Origin of the sequence: Desulfopila aestuarii DSM 18488 (assembly GCF_900143695.1) — a bacterium.
Taxonomy (GTDB): domain Bacteria; phylum Desulfobacterota; class Desulfobulbia; order Desulfobulbales; family Desulfocapsaceae; genus Desulfopila; species Desulfopila aestuarii.
Window position 1 is genome coordinate 82,973 of the sequence record NZ_FRFE01000010.1, and the last position, 22,291, is coordinate 105,263.

Consider the following 22,291-nt stretch of genomic DNA (forward strand, 5'->3'; position numbering starts at 1 on the left):
TGAGGCGGGAGGCGACCTAGTCAAAATGATTACATCACTTGCCAGCTAGCAAGAGATATGCCACCATGTGGTAATGCTTGATTCCTGTCATTTCCATGGTGCCTCCTGCCGCTGCTTGCAATGGTCTCGATGGGAGAGGTCATAACGCCGGAGTAATCGAGTGGTTGCCAAGCACCAGGTACGTCAGTAGCCGATAGATAAAATAGACGGTTACACCGAAAATGACTGTGCCTGAGCTACCTCTATTGCGAGTTGAGAGCGAGCCTCGCTGTCCATGGGTAGTCCTTTAGACTCACACCATCCAGGAAATGTTTCAGGATCGATAAACACCTTAATAACGGCGTCTCCCGCCGCTTCGGCATCTTTTTTCATCTTCTCAGCGCGGGTGAGCCAATCGTCAAAGCTGGCTGGCAGCATGTCGCCGTCCACAAACATCTCCTTTAACGTGAGCCAGTGCTCCTCCTTGTACCAGACCAAGGCCTGGACTGAGGGCTGATGAGTCGTTGAAGGCGATGGTTGAGGCTGAGATTGCGGTTTGCCTGATTTTTGCTGTGCTCTTCTAAATTTTCTCTGTGACATAAAATCTCCAAATTAAGTGCCGATAGTTGAAAGAAATGGGAAAATCGGCGGCTAAAGTACTATACTTGAAGGTATGAAACAATCAGTTCAGCCAGCAAAAAGCGTCGATAGACTCGTAAAATGTCAATTAGATCTTATTAATTAATAAAGATTATACTTACATTTATACCACGCACGACATATCGTGTAAATTGCTTTTTTTGTGGTCTTTTTTTGATGTGTGGGTGAAAAGTGAAAAACTATATGAAAAGAGTACCCTACGGGTTAGAGCAACTGATGGTTCAGGCTGGTCGGGATTCGTGTGGGCAATGTGGCTGCAGACGTGAAGAGGAGCACAAGGCGGGTTGCGACGGCGAGGAATGTCCTGTCTGCGGGAAAATGCTGATTGGCTGTTGTTGTGACGCCCTTTCTCCCCATGACGCGGAAAAGATCATCCTGGCGCTGTATCGTCAGTTCAACAATTTGGAAAGCGCCTTGCAAGCTGCTGGAGAGGATGGGTGTTCCGCCACTTCCAAATCATCATATCTGCAGCATGCAGTGATGCGCTATATTTTCGAACATGTACCTGAAGAGGCGCGGACAGAGCTCGCCAGGGTGTTTCACCTGCGTTTTCCCGGGTTGGTACCGCAGTTGCAGGATGAGGAAGGGCGGGGCTATTATACTGCAGAGCAACTGGCTGAGGCTCTTGACATACCGCTTGCCGAGATCAATGAGCGGATCGAGGCGATGGTGACGGCAGGCAGGACAATCTCGACCGGCGACGGTCGAAAACTACGTAAAGTGCATTAATACTGGTGCCTGGCCGAAGGTGAATTTCGGATGGCTTTTCTCCGGTCAGGTTATCAGGCCAGGCCGACAGTCTCCCAGAACGCTTTGAGTTTGAGGCGTTCGACCATAAACTCTTCCCAATCAGCCCATTGCTGGCTTTTGGCCCGTTCTTTCTGGTATTCTTCAATTATCTGGTGACGAGTTACGGGGTTGGTGTATTCCCACTCGATGCAGAGATCGTTGCGTTGTTCAGGTGTCATGAAAACTCTCGTGATGTTGAATAAATGTGGTGATGTCCATTTTTCTGGAATTTCTACAACGTTTAAGGTGAAGGATCTGCAGGCAGTATACGCCCATCCTCTTACAAAAAGACCGACAGCAGGGATTGAAATTGGCGAAAAAAATATGAGGTGATGATTTTTTCTGCGAGTTAACGGGAAATAAATCATTGCAGAAGGAGGACACAATGGTGGACATATTCAAGACAGTTATCGTAACCGGTGGAGCCCAGGGTATTGGTCGCGGTATGGTGGATTATTTTCTGTTGCAGGGCTGGAATGTGGTGATGGCCGATATTGACAATGAAGCTGGGAATGAGGTGCTGGAATATCATGAGGCTGATGAACGACTGGTCTTTTCCCTGACCGATGTGAGGAGTGAAGCGTCGGTCAGGGCATGTATTGGTTTTGCTGTTGATCGGTTCGGGGCGATTGATGGTCTGGTGAATAATGCCGGAATTGCAAGTCCCGGCCGGATTCCGGTCACCGATCTTTCTCTTGATGACTGGGAGAAGATGATCGGCACCAACCTGACCGGCGCCTACCTGATGGCAAAACATGCAGCCCCTTTTCTCAAGGAACGTAAAGGGGCAATCGTCAATATCTCTTCCACCCGGGCCCTGCAGTCGGAACCAAACACCGAGGCCTATTCGGCCTCCAAGGGCGGTCTTGTCTCCTTAACACATGCGCTGGCGGTGAGTCTCGGTCACGCGGTTCGGGTGAACTGTATTCTGCCTGGCTGGATCGATGTCAGTAATGAGAAGAAAAGCACAGTCCGGATCGCTCCGCAGCTGTCTGAAGAAGATCACCTGCAGCACCCGGCTGGCAGGGTAGGAGCAGCCAAAGATATTGCAGCTCTCACCGCATTTCTTTTAGGTGAGGAGGCATCGTTTATTACCGGCCAATCGTTTGTCGTCGATGGCGGCATGACGAAGAAGATGATGTATATCGAATAGCACAAGAGACCAGGGGGCATCTGTGTTATGCGTGTTATTCAGGTTCTTTTTGGGCCTCGCGGATGAGACAGGCATTGAGCTGTTGTTGTTGCTCTTCTGTTATATCGACGAATTCCGCGGTAAAGTGGTCATGTTCAATGGCTGTAATCTTCGAGGGAATTTCAAAAGACTGCGAGGAACCGTCTTTTTGGGCAAACGTAAATTCGAGAACGATACTCTGGCCGATATGGAGCTCGGAGGAGAAAAACTCGATGATGCAGTCGATAATAGATATTTCACGTATATAACCAGTTTCTTTGACACCACTTGCCGAAAAATGTGTCGGGGTTTGATGCAAAAGAAAGCGCAGGCTTTTGCTGCTGTTCTGATCCGCGAGAACCCGTTCCGCTTCCGCCAGCGTTCCGACATAGATCGGTTTATACCCCTGCAGCCGTGCTGAAAAATTCATGATTTGCTTATGGATCAGGCTGGATTCCCGTGTTACCCGGACCACCTGGCCGGCTTTTTTCTCCATGAGAAATCCCATGATTTTTCGAAAGGTGGAGAGGCAGTTCAGGCTGCCGAAGGTGGAGTCGGTGAGGTCAGTGATCACATGAAAACCTGGCTTGAGATCCGCTACGCAAAATCGTACGTCGGTATAGAGACTGTCGAGATCTTTTTTCACCAGCCAGCCGCGGAAAGTGAAAATGAGTCGGTTTTTACCAATATCGGCTTTGACGGTTGATTTTTGTCTTCCGGTGGACATGTTTTCAGCAGCCTGAACCATTTCAATAGAGCGATAGCGATAGTCAGCGTAGTGCTTTTCGAGAAGTTTATCATTAGCTGAATGAATATGGAAGCAGTGTCCCCTCGTTGTTTGTTTGGGAGTGGTCATGAGGCAAAATGCCGTAACTCATGGGAATATTCATGTGATAGCAGGGAAATATTCCGAGATAACTTGCAAAAAAGATAAAAATGACAATAAATATCATGAATGTGTTTGATAAAAAATAGTGATTGAAGTAATCTCTTGCAGCTCTATTTCATGGAGATTTGCCAACCCTTCCTTGTTTTCCTTCAACAACATCTGAGAGAAGCAGTGAAAAAGAAAATACTTGTAGCTAATCGTGGTGAGATAGCGATACGCCTTATCCGGGCGATCCAGGAACTGGATTGTACGGCGGTGGCGGTATATGAAAAGCCAGATGAACGTTCCAGGCATATTCGACTGGCCGACGAGGCTGTTCTTTTAGGGAACGGACCGAGATGCGACTATCTGAACATTCGAAAAATTATCGCCGCTGCCAAGCATACCGGCGCAGATGCCATCCATCCTGGATATGGTTTTCTTGCTGAGAATCCTGGCTTTGCCAAGGCTTGCGAGGAGGAAGGAATCATCTTTATCGGTCCCTCTTCAAAAGTCATTGCCGATCTCGGAAACAAGGTCGTTGCCCGGCAGATTATGGCAGACGCCGGTATCCCCATGGTGCCCGGCACGAAGAATCTGCCCCATGGTGAAGAGGGCCTGCAAAACGCGATTGAATTTGGCCGCAAATATGGCTATCCCGTGATGCTGAAAGCAACTTCGGGTGGTGGTGGCCGCGGTATCCGGCGGATCGATACAGAAGATCAGCTGGTAAACGAAATCCCGGTGGCACGTGCTGAAGCCAAAGCAGCGTTTAATGATGATTCAGTCTATCTGGAAAAGGTGGTGCTTGAGCCTAAGCATGTCGAGGTTCAGATCATTGCCGATAAAACCGGCAAAACCCTCCATCTCGGCACCCGTGACTGCTCTATCCAGCGGCGCAACCAGAAATTGATTGAACTTGCCCCGTCCCGGGTAGCCAATCCCGAGCTCCTTGAGGAGATCTGCCAGACTGCGGTAAAGGCAGCTAAAGCTGCCAACTACTTCAACGCCGGTACTGTCGAGTTCTTGATCGATAAAGACCTGAACTATTATTTCATGGAGATCAACACCAGGATTCAGGTTGAGCATACGGTAACTGAAATGGTCACCGGTATTGATATCGTCAGAAACCAGATCAAGCTGGCTTTCGGCTATGAGCTCTCTTTCGGACAGGAGGATGTCCAGATTCGCGGCCATGCCATCGAGATGCGGATCAACGCCGAGGACCCCAAAAACAATTTCATGCCCGAGGGTGGTAAGAAGGTCAGCGTTTACCGTTCGACCGGTGGTTTCGGCGTCCGCCTCGACGGCTTTGTCTACCAGGGATATGAGATTCCAGAGGTGTATGATTCCCTGTTGGTAAAGCTCACCGTTCATGGGTTCACCTGGGATGAGACTGTCGGTCGGGTTAAGCGGTGTCTGAAAAATTTTGCAATTGTTGGCCCGAAGACGACTATCCCTTTTTATCTTCGTATTGTCGATGATCCTGACTTTATTAAGGGTGACTTTAATACCTCTTATCTGGATACTCACCCGCATCTCTTTCATTATGAGGAGAGTATCGGCGAGGCGGGCAAGCTGGCCAAGTTTATCGCGGAAATTCATCACCGGGGGGAGAATCCGTTTGCCTCATGATCCGGTTTGCCCCGCATCGCAGGGGCTTAACAGTGTGAGACAGATGGTCTGAAAAACGAGTTATGAGGGATGTTATGGAACGAATATATCAGGGAACATCCGCGGCCCGGGCGATCCAGCAACTGCGCCAGGCCAAGGGATACTATATCACCAACACCGCCCGCGACCTGTCGCAGTCGGATTTCAAGAACAGAATTCTTCTGCATACCGACCTGCTGGCCGCGGAAGCGCGTGACCGCGCCGGCTACTACTCGCTTGAGATTACCGGTGGTGCCTCGGTCCATGTGGATATGATGCGCAAGCAGGTTAATCCGTTTAAGAAACTGAAACTCCTTCGCGAACGGATGCCGAACACCATGTTCCAGACACTCTGTCGCGGTGTCAACCTGTTCGGTTACCGACCGTATCCGCAGAACGTGATCCGCTTCACGGTGCAGGAATTTGCCAAGTATGTTGATGTCTGGCGGACATTCGATTTCCTGAACCATGTGCCGAACATGCAGGCCGTCCTTGAGGAAGTGGCGCTGGCCGGCAAGATCAACGAGCCGTGTATCTGCTTCTCCACCGGGCCTGAGCACACCAATGAATTTTATCTGAAGAAGGTGCAGGAAATTATTGATGTCACCGGAACCGATATCGTGCTCTGTATCAAGAATCATGGTGGTCTCGGGAGCCCGAGAAGGATCGGAGAACTGGTTGACGCCATCAAGCAGCGTTTTGCCGACCTAGTGATTCATTATCACGGTCACAACACCGATGGAAACGATGTGGGCAGGATTGTCGAGGCGGTTATAAACGGTGCCACTATCGTCGATGCTGCCGATTCCGCCTTCACCGGGTTTTACGGACCGCCGCCGATTCTGACCGTCATTCACGCCTTGAAGGAGTACGACAAGGTGGCTATCGGCATTGACGAGGAGGCGGTGATTGAAACTTCCAATATCCTTGGGGATCAACGGAAGTATTATGATCAGTTCGAGTCGCAGATTAAGGGGTTCCAGCCGACCGTGCAGATTCACAAGCTGCCCGGTGGGGCCATGGGTTCAAGTCTTGAACAGGCTTCCAAAGGCGGATTTCTTGCTAAGATGCCTGAGATTCTTCATAAGGAGCTGCCACGCGTTCAGAAAGAGCTTGGCAACTTCTGGTCGGTGACCCCAGGGTCACAGATCCTCTGGACCACCGCTGTGGCCAACGTCCAGGGCGGCGAGCGCTACGGCAATCCTTCGGGCGACTTGAAAAACCTGCTGCTTGGGAAGTACGGGCCTTTTCCCTTCTACCAGCCGGAAGAGTGGATTTATGAGAAGGTGCTGGGGGAGAACTGGCGGCAGGTACTTGAGGAGGAGGGCGGTCTGGAGGATATCCCCGATATGGACCTCGCCGAGGAACGGGCCAACCTGCATGAGAAGCTCGGTCGTGAACCCAACCGTGAAGAACTCGTGCTCTATCTCCAACATCCAAAAGACGCCATCGATTTTATCAAGTTCTCAGAAGAATATGGCATGACCCATGTGCTGCCGCCTTCGATCTTTTTTAAACAGGGCGGTTTCGAGATTGGTGAAACCCTCTATTTCACCGATACGGCGGGAAAAGAGCATATCGTCGAGATCGGTCCTTCACCAACTGTCGATACCGGTGAGACCGCAGTGTACCTGACGGTGGATCATTATCCCCGGGTCTACAACTTTGCCCCGCTTGAGACGGCCGGAACCAACGGTAAGAAGGTCGTGCTGACGAAGGAAGAGATTATGGATCTCGCTATGGCGGGTGATGTCCGGGCCGGTTTTGCCGGCAACCTGGTGGAGATCTCTGTTAAAGAAGGCCAGGAAGTGAAGAAGGGTGATCGGGTAGCGGTTATGGAGGCAATGAAAATGCAGACTCCGGTCACCTGCGAGATTGACGGCATCGTCACCGCCATTTCAGCCAAAAGTGGGCAGGCAATGCAGACCGGCGACAAGATCCTCAAGATTGATCAGGATATCTAATTGTTCTGGATTGTTGAATTTATTTAACTATCCAGAAGGCTGCGGATAGTTTCATGCAGCTCTTTCTGTGTCACCGGTTTCACGAGATGGCGGGCGCGGCCAAGCGCCCGTGTGGATTTTTCATTCATTGTCTCGCTGAAACCGGTGCAGAGAATCACTGGCAGATTCTCACGTAGAGCACGAACTTTGTCTATGAGTTCGGCCCCATCCATTTCCGGCATGTTCATGTCGGTTATCAGCATGTCGAAATCATGAGGTGTTGCCGTAAAACGCGCCAGAGCTTCTATTGGTGTTGCCGCTACTGTGACACTGTAACCGATGTTTTCGAGGATGCGCTGCAATACTTCACGCAGATCAGCTTCATCATCGACGATGAGCAGTCGTTCTTCTCCTCGTTGCAAGACAGGATGGGCTTCGACAAGCGCAGTTCCAGCTGCCTGTTCTGCCTTCGGGAGATAAATTCGAAATGTAGTTCCCTTGCCAGGCTCGCTGTAGACAGAAATGTGGCCTTTGTGCAATGAGACGATGCCGTGAACTACCGACAGGCCAAGTCCGGTCCCTCCCTTGCCGATTTTGGTGCTGAAATATGGATCGAAGATTTTGGCGAGTGTCTCCCTGTTCATGCCGCAGCCGGAATCAGATATTCGAAGTACCAGGTAGTTGCCGGGAGCGAGCTGCAGATTCGTCACCATCGGGTCGTTAACCGGCAGGTCGGTTTCGGAGAGATCGAACTGGAGCCGCCCTCCTTTAGCCAGCATTGCCTGATAACCATTGGTTCCGAGATTCATGATGACCTGGTGTATCTGGGTGGCATCGGCCATGATGATTGGAGTGGTGGTATGAATTGCTGTTTCAATGGTAATGGTTGTCGGGATAAGGGCGCGGAGCATTCTGGTGGTTTCGCGAAGAAGCGCCTCAAGGTTGACAGCTGTTATGTCGCCTCCCTTCTGGCGGCTGAAGCTGAGGATCTGATGGACCAGTTGCTTGGCCCTGTCGGCCCCGCGAAGCACCCCCTCGAGATCATTGGACGCGCGGCAGTTTGCAGCATTCCCACACTGCTCGATATGGATTGCAGCAAGTTCTGTGTAACCGATGATTGCTGAAAGGATATTGTTGAAGTCGTGGGCGATGCCGCCTGCCAGAGTGCCGATGGCTTCCATCTTTTGGGATTGTCTGAGTTGAAACTCCAGCTTTTCCTTCTGGGCTTCTGCCTTTAGGCGCTCCTGGATTTCGTGTTGCAGTTCATGGTTGGCCTTTTCGAGTTCGCGAATTCTCTTCTGCAGTTCCGGGTAGTAGCTTTTTTTCAGCGATCGTTCTCCGAGGCCGATGATGCGCTGCAGCATTTCCTCGCGATGCACCTCCTCAGAGGGCTTCTTCATAGATGACCTCTATGTCGCGAAGTATCGGTACGCGCGGGTTGGTGACCATACAGGGGTCCTTGATGGCCTTTTTGGCGAGATGAGGAATGTCGGAAATTGTGGCACCACGTTGACCGAGCGATGCGGTGATGCCAGCTGAGAGTTTCAGCCGGATGATCTCAGCTAAAATCAGCTTCTTCACCTCTTTTGAGGAAATATTTTCAACGCCAAGGCCAAGTGCCTTGCCTATTTCACGATACCTCTCACCTGCCTCGGGATAGTTGTATGCCATGACGTGATGTAAGAGGATGGCATTGCATTCCCCGTGGGGCAGATCAAGATAACCTCCCAGGCTGTGAGCCATGGCATGGACCGCACCAAGGCTGGCGTTGGAAAAGGCAAGACCTGCCTGGAGGCTGGCGAGCATAAGTTTGCCACGCAGTTCAAGATCTGCAGGTTCTGCCAAGACTTTCTCAAGATTGGCGGATATGAGTCGAATCGCTTCAAGGGCGTGGAGATCAAACATAGGGGCGTGCGCAGTTGATGCGTATGCCTCGACGGCATGCACCAGGGCGTCAATGGCTGTGCAGGCCGTGAGGTAGCTATCCATCGTGAGGCAGGTAGCCGGGTCGATCAACGCAACATCCGGCACTGCAGTCTTGCTGATGATGGCCTTTTTTACCTTTTCTTCTTGATCGGAAATAATTGCAAACTGAGAAACGTCGGCTGCAGTTCCAGCCGTAGTTGGAATGCAGATAAGCGGTGGTCCTGGGATGGGGACGTTGTCAATGCCTTCGAACGTTAATATATGGTCGTCGTTGGTGGCGACGATACCTATCCCTTTTGCGCAATCCATAGGGCTTCCACCGCCGATGGCGATAATGACATCACATCCATGTTCTCTGTACTGCTCAGCTCCAACCATAACTTCTTCAGCTCGTGGGTTGGGTGAGATGCCAGAAAAGATTGAAGAGTCAATTCCCTGATTTTCAAGAATCTGTTGTACTTTTCCCGTCCAACCAGCCTGAATGACACCGGGGTCGGTAACTATGAAGACCTTTTCAGCACCAAAATTCTGGGCGTAACGCCCTGCCAGATCGATGGCTCCAGCACCGAAGATAAACTCGGGAGCAACAAACTTACGTAATTCGATCATTTTATCCTCACAAGGGGCAGTCGACAGAACCGGCATTTGGTACCAGTCAAAGTGGAAACCTGGTTTATTATCAATGATTATGATTGTTCTGTCAACTGGGTGTGATCGGCTAAAAGCAGGACAACAATGGCTCTTCTCTCCTGAGAGCAGCTTCAGGCTGAAATGCTGAAGGAACTGAGAAGATGGCGTAGAAAAATGGGGTGGGAAAACCGGGCAGGGTGGGGTCTGCCAGGTTCAGCGAATGATTATGGACCTTTTACTATTTCACTTTACCTGCTGTTCAGCAGATCGGTGATGCGCCTGCGATACTCAACGATGTCCTGTCTGAGTGATGAGAGGCTGGCCATTTTTTCATCAACTGTGGTGATATGCTGGTCGAGGATCTCGATAAGTTTCGGAGTGATGGTGTTGAAGTTCTGGGCGTTGATGTCGAAAATTTCTGCCAGTTCCTGGATGTCCTTTAAGGAGATGCCAAGCTGCTTGAGCTTGAGGATGAATTTTAAGCGCAGAACATCGTCGTGGTTGTAAGTCCTGGTTCCGCCGCCGAGGCGCTCGGTGGGTCCCATCAGACCGATTTCTTCATAATATCGTATTGTCCGGGTCGTGATGTTGAGCCGTTTGGCTAGCTCACCGATTTGTACATTCTGTTCGTTTTTCTGGGACATATTCTCTTCCTTGGTCGTCGGCAGATAGTGGTAGTGTGCCCGGCCGACATCACGGGTCCTGTTGCTGTCGCGATTATGGGCAACATGGAGGTTGATTCATGCGGCCTATTCCAACTCACGTCTCTCGTTTGCGGGTCACATGTTGACCTTTACGTAATTCATAAATGATTGATTAGCATATGCTCTTCGGCAATGTCAAATAAAAATAGTAGCGTGATTGGTTTTATATGGGCTGTTTGAATTGTGTGTCAAACGGATGGATGAAAATAACTTGACCTTTACGTAAGCACTCGATATATAGGACTGTAGGTTGAGGGTAAAGGTATGTCAGTTTGATCATTTTGGGGAGTAGAACATGATATTTGAATTGACGGAAGAACAGGGACTCATTCGCGATATGGTTCGTGAATTTGCCGAGAAAGAGGTCGCTCCCTCGGCGCGTGAGCGAGACGAAAACGAGCGTTTTGACCGTGAATTAATGTTTGGCCGTCTGGCGGAGCTTGGGTTGACCGGCATCGTCTTTCCTGAGGAATACGGTGGTGCCGGTGCCGATTATATCAGCTACGCCATCGCTGTTGAAGAACTCTCCCGCGTCTGCGCTTCCACCGGAGTTACCCTTTCCGCCCATCTTTCTCTTGGTGCCAATCCTATTTACCTTTTTGGCACAGAAGAGCAAAAACATAAATGGCTGGCACCTCTGGCGAAAGGCGAGAAAATGGGCGCCTTTGGTCTGACCGAGCCTTCGGCTGGCTCCGACGCAGGCGGTACCAGAACTACCGCAGTACCAGAGGGTGATGGCTGGCGGGTCAACGGCACCAAGATCTTCATTACCAACGGTGGTGAAGCCGAAACCTATATTGTCTTTGCACGTACCGACCGCACCGCTGAAAAACACCATGGCATCAGCGCTTTTGTCATAGAGAAAGGAACACCCGGTTTTTCCTTTGGTAAAAAGGAAGAAAAAATGGGTATCCGCTCTTCTCCCACAATGGAGCTGGTCTTTGAGAACTGCCTCATTCCGAAAGAAAATATGCTGGGTAAGGAGGGAGAAGGGTTTAAGGTTGCCATGAAGACCCTTGATGGCGGTCGGATTGGTATCGCCTCCCAGGCCCTTGGTATCGCCCAAGGGGCACTCGATGCCGCTGTGAATTACGCCAAAGAACGCAAACAGTTTGACAGCCCCATCTGTCGTTTTCAAGGCATCCAGTTCCAGCTGGCGGATATGGCGACCCAGGTCGAAGCGGCCCGACTCATGGTCTATAACGCAGCTTATCGGGCCAGTAAGGGTGTTTCCTATTCACAGCAATCGGCGATGGCCAAGCTGATGGCCAGCGAGACCGCCATGAAGGTCGCTACTCAGGCTGTGCAAATTCTTGGTGGTTATGGTTACACCCGTGAATTCCCGGTGGAGCGGATGATGCGGGACGCAAAAATTACTGAAATATACGAAGGAACGAGTGAAGTACAGCGAATAGTGATTGGATCTGCCTTAACCCGTTAACAGCGTTTGCGAGGGCGCAGGGGAAGAGGCGGGAGAAAAAACGGAGCCAAATGGAGAGAGTCATGGAATTTACCCGCGAGATTTACTGGAATGTCGGGCATGGGGCGACAACTCTGGTACCTATGTATCTGCTGGTGATTGTCGCAATCGCCGTAGTGGTGAAAATGTTCTTGCAGCGCCGCGAAGTGTACCGGCAGGGTCTACCCTTAAACCGGACCGACAATCTCGGCGAACGCATCAGTGGTATGCTGGTTAATGTCCTGTTGCAGAAAAAAGTGACCCGCGTGAAGATGCCTGGGCTCTTTCACGGTCTCTTTTTCTGGGGCTTCTTCCTGTTGTTAATAGGTACTACCCTGATCGTTCTTCAGGCCGATTTCACCGATCTTCTTTTCGGCTATAAATTCTTGAAGGGCACCTTTTACAAACTTTTCTCTATTATTCTTGATTTTGCCGGTCTGATATCGCTGGTTATGCTGGGAGCGCTCTTTATCCGCCGCTATTTCTTTCGGCCCGAAGGCCTTGAGACCAAGAAGGATGACGCCATCATGCACGGGTTGATGACCTTTATCCTGCTTACCGGCTTTGTGATCGAAGGTACCCGTATGGCGGTAACTGAACTCGGTACCCCCGTGGCCTCCTGGTCGCCGGTAGGTCATCTGCTGGCCCAGTCTATTGCCTGGATGGGTGAAGACACCCTGCGCACACTCCATAAGCTCACCTGGTGGTTCCATCTCCTGATGGTGATGGGATTTATTGCCCTCATCCCGTTCACCAAGTTTCGCCATATCTTGACTACCAGTGCCAATTATCTTTTTGCTGACCGTGGTCCGAAGGGTCAGTTGCGGTCACTGGACCTGGAAGATGAGAGTTCAGAAACCTTTGGCGCTACACAGGTAAAAGAACTGACCTGGAAAGACATCTTTGATGCCGATGCCTGTACCCTCTGCAAGCGGTGTCAGGATCGCTGCCCGGCATGGGCGACGGATAAACCGTTGTCGCCGATGAAGGTAGTGAACCAGATCGGTGAGGCTGCATTCACCAACTCCGAGGCCAACCTGATCGACCTTATCGGTAAGGATGTGCTCTGGTCATGCACCACCTGTCGTGCCTGCCAGGAGATCTGCCCGGCCTCGATCGAACATGTGAGCAAGATTGTTGACTTGCGTCGGTCGATGGTCCTAATGGAAGGCGAATTCCCCGGAGATGAGGTGATGACTGCCATGGAGGCGACCGAGGTGAATGGCAATCCGCTCGGCATTGGTTATGCCTCGCGCGGAGACTGGGCGGCGGAATTGGGCATCAAGACTCTGGCTGAGGACCCGGAGATCGATATCCTTTATTTCGTTGGCTGCTACGGCTCTTTTGACAAGCGCAACATCGCAATTGCCAAGAGCTTTGTGAAGCTCTGCCAGGCCGCAGGCGTAAAAGTCGGCATCCTTGGCAAGGAAGAGAAGTGCTGCGGGGAACCGATGCGCAAGATGGGCAATGAGTACCTCTATCAGAGTCTTGCCATGGAAAATGTTGAACTGATCAACGGTTACGGGGTGAAGAAGATCGTCACCACTTGTCCGCACTGCTACAACACCCTGCAAAAAGATTATCGCGATCTCGCATTGGCAGCGGAAGTGGAGACATATACCGTCTATCTGGAGCAGCTGATCTCCTCAGGAAAACTGAAAATCAGAAGTGAAGGTCTTGACTGTACCTACCACGATTCCTGCTATCTTGGCCGTCATAACGATGTCTATGACGCACCTCGTGCCCTGATAACCGCCGCAGGCGGCACGATTCGTGAGATGAAAAAAAGCAGAAGCGAGGGTTTCTGCTGCAGCGCAGGTGGTGGTCGCATTATGGCTGAGGAAAAGATTGGTGAGCGGATCAACATCCGCAGAGTCAATATGGCGGTGGACACGGGTGCCGGAGTACTGGTGTCCAACTGTCCCTTCTGTCTCACCATGTTTGAGGATGGAGTGAAAGGCGCAGGTGTTGAAGATAAACTGAAACCCAAAGATATTGCAGAACTGCTGGCTGAGCGATTGTAGACTGCCGGCCTGGAATTGGAAACTCTCTTACTTGCAACTGGAGGAAAATAATGAAAATTCTGGTTTGTATAAAGCAGGTTCCGGACATGGAATCAAAATTCAAAGTCGCTGCAGAAGGCACCTGGTACGACAATCAGGACCTGGCCTGGCGAATGAACGAATATGACGAATATGCAGTGGAGCAGGCGGTGCGCCTGAAAGAACAGGTTGGTGATGCGGATTTGACAGTGCTCTCTATTGGCAGCGACAAGGTCAAAGAGACCATGAAAAAGGCCCTTGCCATGGGCTGTGACCGTGGTGCTCATATCGCTGACGATGCCGCCTGGAACAAGGAACCGTTCCAGGTTGCCGGTATCATCGCCGAGTATGCCCGGGACAAAGGCTTTGATGTCATCTTTACCGGTATGCAGTCCCAGGACCGCGGCAGCGGCCAGGTAGGTGTGCTGGTTGCGGAAATGCTGGAGCTACCCAGTGTGTCAACCATTGTCGACTTTGGTTATGAGGCTGGTACCATCATCGCCAAACGGGAATTGGAAGGCGGTATCAAGGCCAAGGTCAAGGTGCAGGCCCCGGCGGTGGTCACTTGTCAACTCGGTCTGAACACCCCGCGTTATCCGACACTGCCGAATATCATGAAAGCAAAGAAGAAAGAACTGCTTTCCATTCCGGTGGCGGAGCTGTTGAAGGTGAATGCCCGGATGGAAACCGCGAATATGTTTTTCCCGGAAAAGAAAGGCGGCGGTCTCGTTCTGGAAGGCGAAGCAGGGGAACTGGCTGACCGGTTGATCTCCATCTTGAAAGATAAAACCACCGTGCTGAAGTAGGAGGGAGCGATGAAAATATTACTGATTGCGGAATACAGGGACGGCAAACTCCTTACCGGATACACCGAACAGCTTGGTTTTGCCGAGAAAATGGGTGCTGAAATCGTGATGTTTCTGGCGGGGAGCGACAGTGCTCTGCCGAACTACGGCGGGAAACTTTATCTGGCCGATGCCTCGTCCTGCGGCGAGTTTAATCCCGATGCCCATAAAAAAATGATCCTGGAAGTGGTAGCCAAAGAACAGCCTGACATGGTGGCGCTTGCCCATTCGTCGTACGGCTGGGATCTGGCCCCGAGGCTGGCGTATGGTATGCAGGCCGCCCAGGTTTCCGAAGTCGTCGATGTGCAGGATAAGCTGCTGGTCGTGCCCGCCTGTAACTCGAAGCTGCGCCGCTCAATCCGTTGCACAACCGGCCAGACTGTGGTCACCCTGCAGGCCGGTGCCTTCAAGCCTGTGGAATTGAGCGCTGCTCCCCAGGTCGAGAAGGTCTCCATGACCGCAGAGGGCCGGGTGATTTTTGAGGGATATGAAGCTGCTGCTGCCGGTGGCGTTGATCTGACCAAGGCTGAGATCATCGTCAGTGCCGGTCGCGGCATCGGTAAACCGGAAAACGTGGCGATGATTGCCGGACTGGCCAAGGCGCTTGGTGGCGAGTATGGTGCCAGTCGTCCTGTCGTCGATTCCGCCTGGGTCGAGCATAACCGTCAGGTGGGGACTACCGGCCAGACTGTTGCGCCGAAACTCTATGTGGCCTGCGGTATATCCGGGGCGATCCAGCATCTGGCCGGCATGAAAAAGTCGGAGTTTGTGGTGGCGATCAATACAGATAAGGATGCGCCAATTGGTGAGGTTGCCGATGTGCTGGTTGTCGCCGATTTGATGCAGTTTGTCCCGATTTTCACTGAAAAGGTGCAGGCGCTGTAAGGGAGGTCCTTCATGCTTGAGACGATTTTTGCTAATTTACCCAAACAATTTGTTGGTGCCGGATTATCCGGGCCCATGAGTTTCTATTTTTCTCTGGGAGAAGAAAAGAAAACTGTCCAGCTTGCTCTTGACGGCTGCCTGGTATCGGATGGAAAAACGGTTGACAATGCCGATTGCGTTTGCAAGACGACTCCCGAGTTCTTCCTGAGAATCTGGCAGGATGGTTATCGCCCCGGGATGAAGGATTTTCTGTCGGGTACGATCAAGTCCAACAACCCCAGTGCACTGCAGATTTTTTTAAAGTGTTTCGGGAAAGAGTCCTGATTGTTTTTATACAGCACTAAGCGGGTTGCACAATTGGCGTGTAACCCGCTTTTCGCCAGATAGTATATCAAGAAGAATGTGCTGTAACGTTTTTGGATTAATTCGTTTGTTGTAACAAAATTTATCACGGTAGGAGCGTATGGAATATCTGACAGAGATCAAGGTGCGCGGTTATCATGCCGATTTCTACGGTCATGTCAACAATGCCCGCTACCTTGAGTTTTTTGAGGAGGACCGTTGGGCCTCGCTTGAATCCAAAATCGATTTGCGCAAATGGGCAGCCCAGGGACTGGGTTTTCTTGTCGTTAACATCAACGTGAATTATCGCAAGGCTGTCGTGGTTGGTGAAACAGTGGTGGTTGCGACAGATTTCGAAAAGGTTAACACCAAAAGTGCTGTTTTGAAACAGGAAATACTGTTTAAAAAGACCCATGAGGTTGCAGCTGATGCGCTGGTCACTTTTGTGGTGATCGATAAAAGCGGAAGTGCCGTACTGATGGAAGGGGACCTGCTGGAGGAGTTGCGGTCATTAAAACGTCGTTAGCTGATGATGGCATGGGCAGGGGTTGTTTCCGGAAGCCTCTGTCTCTGCAGGATAATTCCGTTATATCAGATGTTATTTCAGTTGACATTTATGTAATTTATTGTAGACATTCGTACATAATATAGGGCAGTTGTACGATGTTTGATTAACCTGTACGTTAAAGTTACGTAGTGGAGTGTTCCATGGGTCTGAGAGAGCTCGTGGGGCATGGGGCTGTCCGCATTGAATTGGGGCAAAAGGATCATTTGATTGAAGGGAGAAGAGCATGAGAAAGAGTATTTCTGTCGTGGCCTTGGTGTCATTATTTGCAGCTGGTTCAGCAATGGCTTCCGGGTATCGTATTCCGGAGCAGTCCCTGGATTCGACCGCCAAATCCGGTGCGAATATCGCGTCTGCCAGTAGCGCAGATACGACCTATTTTAATCCGGCCGGCATGGCATTCATGGAAGATGCATGGCACTTTGAAGGTACCGCCACGTATCTGCATTTGACAGCTGTCGAGTATGATGATGATGGCCCAGCAATGTTTGATGGCAAGTCGGATAAGGAAAATTTCTTCCTGCCGACATTCTTTATTGTTTCTCCAGACTACAATAACTTCCGTTTTGGCTTCTCTTCTACCCCTTCCTATGGTTTGTCGAAGCGCTGGACTGACGACATGTATCCACGGGCCTTTGCAGAAAAAGCTGCACTGAAGGTTTTTGAGTTTAATCCGACAGTGTCATATAAGTTCAGCGATATGTTCTCAGTTGCCGGTGGTGTGAGGGCTATTTATGCAAAATCCACATTTATGACTAACCCGGTTGAATTATCCACGACAACTCACAGCCCGGACCCACGTGGTTATGCTTCTATGAAACTCACTGGTGACACTACTGAGTGGGGATATAATTTAGCAATGGACCTGAAGCCAAACGATAGCTGGAATTTTGCTCTTACGTACCGTTCAAACATCGATCTTGATTTTGATGATGGCGATGTGACGTTGTATCCTATGGCTAACCCGGCAGCGGCAATCAACATGGACGGTTCAACCGGACTTCCAGCCCCTGCAGTTTTGGCTTTTTCTACCGCTTACACTTACCAGGACTGGACATTTGATCTCACCCTGGATAGAACTTTCTGGTCCAAATATGATGATCTTACTCTGGAATTCCAGAACCCTGCCTTGAATACAACCATCGACAAGGATTGGGATGATTCTACCTGCATCCGCCTGGGTGTAGAATACCGTCTTGACCCTAAGGTTACCTTGATGGGTGGCATAGCCTATGACGAGACTCCTGTCCCTGGTGATACCATCGGCTTTGAGTTACCTGATTCCGATGCTTGGCTGTTTTCAGGTGGTGTTCGCTATAAGCACAGCGAGCAGCTTGAGTATGGTGTAGCCGTTCTTTATGATTACAAGGAGAGCAGAGACGAGAATAACTTAGCTGATGGCGGACATGTTAACGGTGAATTTACCAACGCTTCAGCATTTCTGCTCAGCTTTGGCATGAGCTATAAGTTCTAAGTAGAAGAGGAAGAGAGGTTGCGACTCTCGAGCCCCCTGTCATATGATGATGGGGGGCTTTTTTTATCATGTCACCATTTGTTAAAGGGCACGCATATACTCTGGTTTCAGGTTGACTTTGCCCCCAAGAGCAGCATTGATCATGGCAAGAGTCTGTTCTTTTTCCTCGGGAAGCCTGGCTTTGATTGGTAGGTAGTTGGAGGCATGGTTGGCATGGAAAAGACCTTGACTGAGATGGGTGGCAGCCAGCATGGTGCCGAGCTCTTCAAGCATTTCCTGAGGTCCCGGGAGATATCGTTTGCCCTCAACATGCTCATGGTATGCAGGAGTGTTTGGGGTAAGCATAAGGCTGAGTGCTCCTACAAATTCCGGATCGATGGCTGATAACACCCGTCCGGTCTCGGTTGCGTGGATCTGTGATCGTTCTTTGGCGGCAATGCCAAGAAGAACAGTGATAGAGAGTTTAATGCCAGCGGCCTTGATTTTGCGGCCCATTTCAATCATCTGGGCCGAGTCTGCACCTTTATTAATTGTCTTCAAGGTGACGTCATCACCTGATTCAAGACCCATATAGGCGAGAGTCAGTCCAAGTTGACGGAGTTCTTCGAGTTGCTCTGCCGATTTCATTTTGATACTCTTGGTGTTGGCGTAACTGCTGACCCGTTCAATCCATGGAAGTTTTTCCTTTATGGCGCTGAGAATGGCTACCAGTCGTTTCTGGGGAATAATCAGTGCATCACCGTCGCAGAGAAAGAGACGGTTCTGCCGGCGGCAGTGACGGGCGGCGAAGTCGATGTCCGCCATGATGGTGGCATCGTCTTTGATCGTGAAGCGGCTGCCCTTGTACATACCGCAGAAGGTGCACTTGTTATGGGAACAGCCGGTAGTAACCTGAAGGAGAATAGAGTAGGCTTCACTCGGTGGTCGGAAAATATTGCCCTGGTAGTCCATAATTTCACCTTATCTTGAACGTAATGGTAAACTTGTTCAGAGTGTTTTATATAGTACAGTTGAACTGCTTCGCAAGATAAAATACGCATCGCCGGGAACACTTCAGCCTACATCGCCAAAAGTGCAGGCCTGCAGCGCTATCGCCTGCCATCTGCTCGAAGGAATATGATATGAACGATATGCCGCTTCGCTACCCCCGTATATTCCAGTCCCTGGACCTCGGCTTTACAACTCTGAAGAATCGGATCCTCATGGGCTCAATGCATACGGGCCTCGAGGAAGAAAAAGATGGGTTTGATAAGATGGCCGAATATTTTGGTCAGCGGGCCGCTGGTGGGGTGGGACTTATAGTCACCGGTGGCGTAGCACCCAACCGTGCCGGCTGGGTGGCCCCGTTTTCGCTCAGGCTCAGTAGTAACTCTCAGGTGAATTCACATCGGCGTATTACCGATCGGGTTCACCTTGAGGGTGGCAAAATATGTATGCAGATTCTTCATACGGGCCGATATGGTTATCATCCCTTATGCGTTGCGCCGTCGCGACTAAAAGCCCCGATCAACCGTTTTCGTCCATGGGCGCTGAGTGGAAGCGGGATTCGATCCACAATTGATGACTTTAGCAACTGTGCTGTCCTGGCACGGGAGGCTGGGTATGACGGCGTCGAGATCATGGGGTCCGAGGGGTATCTGATCAATCAGTTCATTGCTGCCAAAACCAATAAGCGAGAGGATGAATGGGGTGGATCTTTTGAAAACCGGATTCGTTTTCCATTGACCATTGTGCGCTCTATCAGGGATACAGTCGGAGCGGATTTCATCATTATTTTTCGGCTGTCGATGCTCGATCTAGTGAAGGATGGCTCCAGTTGGGAAGAGATTGTACTGCTTGCAAAAGAGCTTGAAAAAGCAGGTGTTACCATCATTAATACCGGTATTGGCTGGCATGAGGCACGGGTGCCTACCATTGCCACCGTGGTGCCGCGGGCAGGTTTTGCCTGGGTGACCAAGCGACTGATGGGAGAGGTGACAGTGCCGCTCATCACCACCAACAGAATTAATATGCCGGAGGTGGCTGAGTCAGTCCTGGCTGAAGGGTGCGCTGATATGGTCAGCATGGCCCGGCCATTTCTGGCTGATCCTGAATGGGTAAAAAAGACCGCGGAAGGGCGTGAAGAGGAAATAAACACCTGTATCGGTTGTAATCAGGCCTGTCTTGATAATATTTTTGCCCGAAAACGAGCTTCCTGCCTGGTTAACCCGCGAGCCTGTCATGAGACCGAAATGCCGTTTGTCCCTGCACAGACAGCCCGGAAAATTGCCGTCGTCGGCGGCGGCCCAGCTGGCATGGCTTGCGCTGCCACGGCTGCAGCGCGCGGCCACAGAGTGACCCTTTTTGAAGGGGCGGAGAATCTGGGCGGGCAGTTTCTGCTCGCTAGAAATATTCCCGGAAAAGAAGAATTTGCTGAAACGCTCAGATATTTTCAACACCAGCTGGATTTGCATGGAGTGACATTGCGGTATGGGCATCGCGCCCAAGTGTCAGATTTGACCGGGTATGATGAGATTGTGCTGGCAACCGGAGTGGTACCGAGAAAAATTGATATCCCCGGAATCGACATGGACCATGTCATCCCATATAACGAAGTGATCATGGGCCGGAGGGAAGTGGGTGACAGGGTGGCGATTATTGGCGCCGGGGGCATTGGTTTCGATGTCGCAGCACTGCTGCTCCACCATGATACCCAGGCGGGTGGTGTTGAAGATTTCCTGGCGGATTGGGGTGTTGATCAGGAATATGCACACCGGGGCGGGCTCGGCTTGCCCCGCTTCGTAACCCCGCGCCGGGAGGTGCATCTCTTGCAACGGAAAAAAACAAAACCTGGCCAGGGGCTTGGTAAGACAACTGGCTGGATTCATCGGTTGGAGTTGAAAAAGAACGGGGTGAAGTTCTGGATCGGGGTTGAATATCTCAAAGTTGAGAAAAATGGTTTGTGGATCAATCAGGACGGTCAGGAAAGACTGCTGGCTGTGGATACCATCGTCATCTGTGCCGGCCAGGAATCGGAGCTGGGCTTAGCTCGAGAACTTGACACTGCGGCTCTTTCCTATCATTTAATTGGTGGCGCCCTATTGGCTGCCGAAGTGGATGCCAAGCGCGCCATTGCCGAAGGGGTTGCGTTGGCTGATTCGTTTTAATTGATCATTCCCCGCTCGGTCTGTTGCTGGCCGGGGTGAGATGCTGAAGGCAAAGGAGTATCCAATGAATACAGTGCGAGTGGAAAATCGCGATGTCACTCCATCGAAAATCGTCTGCATCGGCAGGAACTACGTCGAGCATATCCATGAGTTGGGCAATGAGGTGCCAACGGAGATGGTGGTTTTCTCCAAACCTAATTCGGCTATTACCACGAAGTTGAAAGCGGTGCATCAGGAACCGCTGCACTATGAAGCCGAGATCTGCTACCTGGTAGAAAACGACAGACTTGCAGCGGTTGGCTGTGGTCTCGATCTTACCAAGCGGGAGTTGCAGTCCCGCCTGAAGGCAAAAGGGTTACCCTGGGAAAGGGCCAAGGCTTTTGACGGTGCGGCGCTCTTTAGTCCGTTTGTCCAGTTGGCCTCCGCCGATACTGAATTGGGGGTGGAGCTCTTGATAAACGACGAAGTTCGTCAAAGCGGTTCGACAGATCTCATGATGTATAAACCAAGCCGGATTTTTTCTGAACTGCAAACCTTTATGACCTTTGAAGATGGCGATATCATCATGACCGGCACTCCGGCAGGGGTTGGTGTGGTGCAGGCGGGTGAGAATTTTGAAGTGCGGCTGTTGAAGGGCGAGGAAATACTTACTACCGGGTGCTGGCAGGCTGTTTGAGAAGGGTTCCGAACTTTTTCACAAAGGCTTGACAATACACGGCTCGGAACATCCCAAACGCTGTTTATCTCGGATATCGTTGCAGGCCTAATTACGAAGACTTCAATGGTGCAGCAATGCAGTATTCCCCGAGGTCGACCTTGAGCTCATCTTTTTCATTCCACCATCTCTCTTTCTGTTCTTCAGTTTCTTGGGAGTTGACACTTTCCCAACAGGGTATTACTTGGTAATACATTAACCACTGGAGCGCAAATAATGAAAAAAGAACGTGTTTTTACCTTTAAGACAGATGAAGGACTGGCTGAGGTTCTGGACCGGATTCCCAACAAATCTGAGTTTATCAGAAAGGCCATTGAAGAGGCACTCGGCAAACAGTGTCCACTCTGCAACGGCACCGGCTCATTGACCCCGGCACAGCATAACCATATGCAGCACTTTCTTACCGTACACTCCCTGGAAAAATGTGAGGAGTGCGATGCGGTACACTTTGTCTGTCAGACTGACAACGACAGATCACATCACTGATGGATGACC

At 50.8% G+C, this 22,291-nt stretch carries 21 protein-coding genes; 14 read left to right on the forward strand and 7 right to left on the reverse strand.

Features of this window, described 5'->3' with window-relative positions; genetic code table 11:
- Positions 1 to 210 precede the first annotated feature (210 nt).
- Positions 211 to 579, reverse strand: a complete 369-nt coding sequence (locus BUF15_RS11605; protein ID WP_073613653.1) for a hypothetical protein — start codon at positions 577 to 579, stop codon at positions 211 to 213.
- A gap of 243 nt (positions 580 to 822) precedes the next feature.
- Between BUF15_RS11605 and BUF15_RS11610 the strand changes: the two genes are divergently transcribed.
- Positions 823 to 1,368, forward strand: a complete 546-nt coding sequence (locus BUF15_RS11610) for a hypothetical protein (RefSeq protein WP_143170697.1) — start codon at positions 823 to 825, stop codon at positions 1,366 to 1,368.
- Between the two features lie 53 nt (positions 1,369 to 1,421).
- Here BUF15_RS11610 and BUF15_RS11615 read toward each other — a convergent pair whose 3' ends face one another.
- Positions 1,422 to 1,607: a hypothetical protein gene (locus BUF15_RS11615; protein ID WP_073613655.1), complete on the reverse strand. Its 186-nt coding sequence runs from the start codon at positions 1,605 to 1,607 to the stop codon at positions 1,422 to 1,424.
- A gap of 206 nt (positions 1,608 to 1,813) precedes the next feature.
- Here BUF15_RS11615 and BUF15_RS11620 point away from each other — a divergent pair, with 206 nt between their 5' ends.
- On the forward strand, positions 1,814 to 2,581 hold the full coding sequence (locus tag BUF15_RS11620) for a glucose 1-dehydrogenase (protein ID WP_073613656.1): 768 nt from the start codon (positions 1,814 to 1,816) through the stop codon (positions 2,579 to 2,581).
- Positions 2,582 to 2,615: 34 nt separating this feature from the next.
- On the opposite strand, the gene BUF15_RS11625 is transcribed toward BUF15_RS11620, so the two are convergent.
- The gene (locus BUF15_RS11625) at positions 2,616 to 3,455 is read right to left on the reverse strand and encodes a hypothetical protein (protein ID WP_073613657.1); all 840 of its coding nucleotides are present in this window, start codon (positions 3,453 to 3,455) and stop codon (positions 2,616 to 2,618) included.
- Positions 3,456 to 3,659: 204 nt separating this feature from the next.
- Here BUF15_RS11625 and BUF15_RS11630 point away from each other — a divergent pair, with 204 nt between their 5' ends.
- Together BUF15_RS11630 and BUF15_RS11635 are read left to right on the forward strand one after the other, a co-directional pair.
- Positions 3,660 to 5,102: an acetyl-CoA carboxylase biotin carboxylase subunit gene (locus BUF15_RS11630; protein WP_073613724.1), complete on the forward strand. Its 1,443-nt coding sequence runs from the start codon at positions 3,660 to 3,662 to the stop codon at positions 5,100 to 5,102.
- A gap of 74 nt (positions 5,103 to 5,176) precedes the next feature.
- A complete protein-coding gene (locus BUF15_RS11635; RefSeq protein ID WP_073613658.1) occupies positions 5,177 to 7,084 on the forward strand; it encodes a biotin/lipoyl-containing protein in 1,908 nt (635 codons plus the stop codon).
- Between the two features lie 23 nt (positions 7,085 to 7,107).
- On the opposite strand, the gene BUF15_RS11640 is transcribed toward BUF15_RS11635, so the two are convergent.
- From BUF15_RS11640 to BUF15_RS11650, 3 genes are all read right to left on the reverse strand, one after another.
- Entirely contained in the window at positions 7,108 to 8,463 is a 1,356-nt protein-coding gene (locus BUF15_RS11640) for a hybrid sensor histidine kinase/response regulator (RefSeq protein WP_073613659.1), read from the reverse strand.
- Positions 8,447 to 9,598: an alcohol dehydrogenase-like regulatory protein ErcA gene (ercA, locus tag BUF15_RS11645; RefSeq protein WP_073613660.1), complete on the reverse strand. Its 1,152-nt coding sequence runs from the start codon at positions 9,596 to 9,598 to the stop codon at positions 8,447 to 8,449. The genes BUF15_RS11640 and ercA overlap by 17 nt, the downstream gene beginning before the upstream one ends.
- 269 nt (positions 9,599 to 9,867) lie before the next feature.
- The gene (locus BUF15_RS11650; protein WP_073613661.1) at positions 9,868 to 10,263 is read right to left on the reverse strand and encodes a helix-turn-helix domain-containing protein; all 396 of its coding nucleotides are present in this window, start codon (positions 10,261 to 10,263) and stop codon (positions 9,868 to 9,870) included.
- Positions 10,264 to 10,618: 355 nt separating this feature from the next.
- On the opposite strand from BUF15_RS11650, the gene BUF15_RS11655 reads away from it, so the two are divergent.
- The 7 genes from BUF15_RS11655 (at position 10,619) to BUF15_RS11685 (ending at position 17,935) form a co-directional block, all read left to right on the forward strand.
- Positions 10,619 to 11,764 carry an acyl-CoA dehydrogenase gene (locus tag BUF15_RS11655; RefSeq protein ID WP_073613662.1) on the forward strand — a complete coding sequence of 382 codons (1,146 nt, stop codon included), beginning with the start codon at positions 10,619 to 10,621 and terminating at the stop codon, positions 11,762 to 11,764.
- A gap of 62 nt (positions 11,765 to 11,826) precedes the next feature.
- On the forward strand, positions 11,827 to 13,806 hold the full coding sequence (locus BUF15_RS11660; protein ID WP_073613663.1) for a heterodisulfide reductase-related iron-sulfur binding cluster: 1,980 nt from the start codon (positions 11,827 to 11,829) through the stop codon (positions 13,804 to 13,806).
- A gap of 50 nt (positions 13,807 to 13,856) precedes the next feature.
- Positions 13,857 to 14,630: an electron transfer flavoprotein subunit beta/FixA family protein gene (locus tag BUF15_RS11665; protein WP_073613664.1), complete on the forward strand. Its 774-nt coding sequence runs from the start codon at positions 13,857 to 13,859 to the stop codon at positions 14,628 to 14,630.
- A gap of 9 nt (positions 14,631 to 14,639) precedes the next feature.
- Positions 14,640 to 15,554, forward strand: a complete 915-nt coding sequence (locus BUF15_RS11670) for an electron transfer flavoprotein subunit alpha/FixB family protein (protein WP_073613665.1) — start codon at positions 14,640 to 14,642, stop codon at positions 15,552 to 15,554.
- A gap of 12 nt (positions 15,555 to 15,566) precedes the next feature.
- Entirely contained in the window at positions 15,567 to 15,878 is a 312-nt protein-coding gene (locus BUF15_RS11675) for a hypothetical protein (protein WP_073613666.1), read from the forward strand.
- Positions 15,879 to 16,017: 139 nt separating this feature from the next.
- On the forward strand, positions 16,018 to 16,422 hold the full coding sequence (locus BUF15_RS11680; RefSeq protein WP_073613667.1) for an acyl-CoA thioesterase: 405 nt from the start codon (positions 16,018 to 16,020) through the stop codon (positions 16,420 to 16,422).
- Between the two features lie 265 nt (positions 16,423 to 16,687).
- Positions 16,688 to 17,935, forward strand: coding sequence for an OmpP1/FadL family transporter (locus tag BUF15_RS11685; RefSeq protein ID WP_073613668.1), 1,248 nt, complete (start codon positions 16,688 to 16,690; stop codon positions 17,933 to 17,935).
- Between the two features lie 81 nt (positions 17,936 to 18,016).
- Here the strand turns inward: BUF15_RS11685 and BUF15_RS11690 are convergent, their stop codons facing one another.
- A complete protein-coding gene (locus BUF15_RS11690) occupies positions 18,017 to 18,886 on the reverse strand; it encodes a radical SAM protein (RefSeq protein WP_073613669.1) in 870 nt (289 codons plus the stop codon).
- 170 nt (positions 18,887 to 19,056) lie between these two features.
- On the opposite strand from BUF15_RS11690, the gene BUF15_RS11695 reads away from it, so the two are divergent.
- The 3 genes from BUF15_RS11695 (at position 19,057) to BUF15_RS11705 (ending at position 22,282) form a co-directional block, all read left to right on the forward strand.
- Complete coding sequence (locus BUF15_RS11695) at positions 19,057 to 21,081, forward strand: NADPH-dependent 2,4-dienoyl-CoA reductase (RefSeq protein ID WP_143170698.1); 2,025 nt, start codon at positions 19,057 to 19,059, stop codon at positions 21,079 to 21,081.
- Between the two features lie 64 nt (positions 21,082 to 21,145).
- Positions 21,146 to 21,757, forward strand: a complete 612-nt coding sequence (locus BUF15_RS11700; RefSeq protein ID WP_073613670.1) for a fumarylacetoacetate hydrolase family protein — start codon at positions 21,146 to 21,148, stop codon at positions 21,755 to 21,757.
- Positions 21,758 to 22,012: 255 nt separating this feature from the next.
- Positions 22,013 to 22,282 carry a hypothetical protein gene (locus tag BUF15_RS11705; protein ID WP_073613671.1) on the forward strand — a complete coding sequence of 90 codons (270 nt, stop codon included), beginning with the start codon at positions 22,013 to 22,015 and terminating at the stop codon, positions 22,280 to 22,282.
- Positions 22,283 to 22,291: the final 9 nt, after the last annotated feature.

Excerpts from the sequence above, each read along its gene's own strand:
- BUF15_RS11605 (WP_073613653.1), bottom strand. The coding sequence starts at position 579 with ATGTCACAGAGAAAATTTAGAAGAGCACAGCAAAAATCAGGCAAACCG.
- BUF15_RS11610 (WP_143170697.1), top strand. The coding sequence starts at position 823 with ATGAAAAGAGTACCCTACGGGTTAGAGCAACTGATGGTTCAGGCTGGT.
- BUF15_RS11615 (WP_073613655.1), bottom strand. The coding sequence starts at position 1,607 with ATGACACCTGAACAACGCAACGATCTCTGCATCGAGTGGGAATACACC.
- BUF15_RS11620 (WP_073613656.1), top strand. The coding sequence starts at position 1,814 with ATGGTGGACATATTCAAGACAGTTATCGTAACCGGTGGAGCCCAGGGT.
- BUF15_RS11625 (WP_073613657.1), bottom strand. The coding sequence starts at position 3,455 with ATGACCACTCCCAAACAAACAACGAGGGGACACTGCTTCCATATTCAT.
- BUF15_RS11635 (WP_073613658.1), top strand. The coding sequence starts at position 5,177 with ATGGAACGAATATATCAGGGAACATCCGCGGCCCGGGCGATCCAGCAA.
- BUF15_RS11640 (WP_073613659.1), bottom strand. The coding sequence starts at position 8,463 with ATGAAGAAGCCCTCTGAGGAGGTGCATCGCGAGGAAATGCTGCAGCGC.
- ercA (WP_073613660.1), bottom strand. The coding sequence starts at position 9,598 with ATGATCGAATTACGTAAGTTTGTTGCTCCCGAGTTTATCTTCGGTGCT.
- BUF15_RS11650 (WP_073613661.1), bottom strand. The coding sequence starts at position 10,263 with ATGTCCCAGAAAAACGAACAGAATGTACAAATCGGTGAGCTAGCCAAA.
- BUF15_RS11655 (WP_073613662.1), top strand. The coding sequence starts at position 10,619 with ATGATATTTGAATTGACGGAAGAACAGGGACTCATTCGCGATATGGTT.
- BUF15_RS11660 (WP_073613663.1), top strand. The coding sequence starts at position 11,827 with ATGGAATTTACCCGCGAGATTTACTGGAATGTCGGGCATGGGGCGACA.
- BUF15_RS11665 (WP_073613664.1), top strand. The coding sequence starts at position 13,857 with ATGAAAATTCTGGTTTGTATAAAGCAGGTTCCGGACATGGAATCAAAA.
- BUF15_RS11670 (WP_073613665.1), top strand. The coding sequence starts at position 14,640 with ATGAAAATATTACTGATTGCGGAATACAGGGACGGCAAACTCCTTACC.
- BUF15_RS11675 (WP_073613666.1), top strand. The coding sequence starts at position 15,567 with ATGCTTGAGACGATTTTTGCTAATTTACCCAAACAATTTGTTGGTGCC.
- BUF15_RS11680 (WP_073613667.1), top strand. The coding sequence starts at position 16,018 with ATGGAATATCTGACAGAGATCAAGGTGCGCGGTTATCATGCCGATTTC.
- BUF15_RS11685 (WP_073613668.1), top strand. The coding sequence starts at position 16,688 with ATGAGAAAGAGTATTTCTGTCGTGGCCTTGGTGTCATTATTTGCAGCT.
- BUF15_RS11690 (WP_073613669.1), bottom strand. The coding sequence starts at position 18,886 with ATGGACTACCAGGGCAATATTTTCCGACCACCGAGTGAAGCCTACTCT.
- BUF15_RS11695 (WP_143170698.1), top strand. The coding sequence starts at position 19,057 with ATGAACGATATGCCGCTTCGCTACCCCCGTATATTCCAGTCCCTGGAC.
- BUF15_RS11700 (WP_073613670.1), top strand. The coding sequence starts at position 21,146 with ATGAATACAGTGCGAGTGGAAAATCGCGATGTCACTCCATCGAAAATC.
- BUF15_RS11705 (WP_073613671.1), top strand. The coding sequence starts at position 22,013 with ATGAAAAAAGAACGTGTTTTTACCTTTAAGACAGATGAAGGACTGGCT.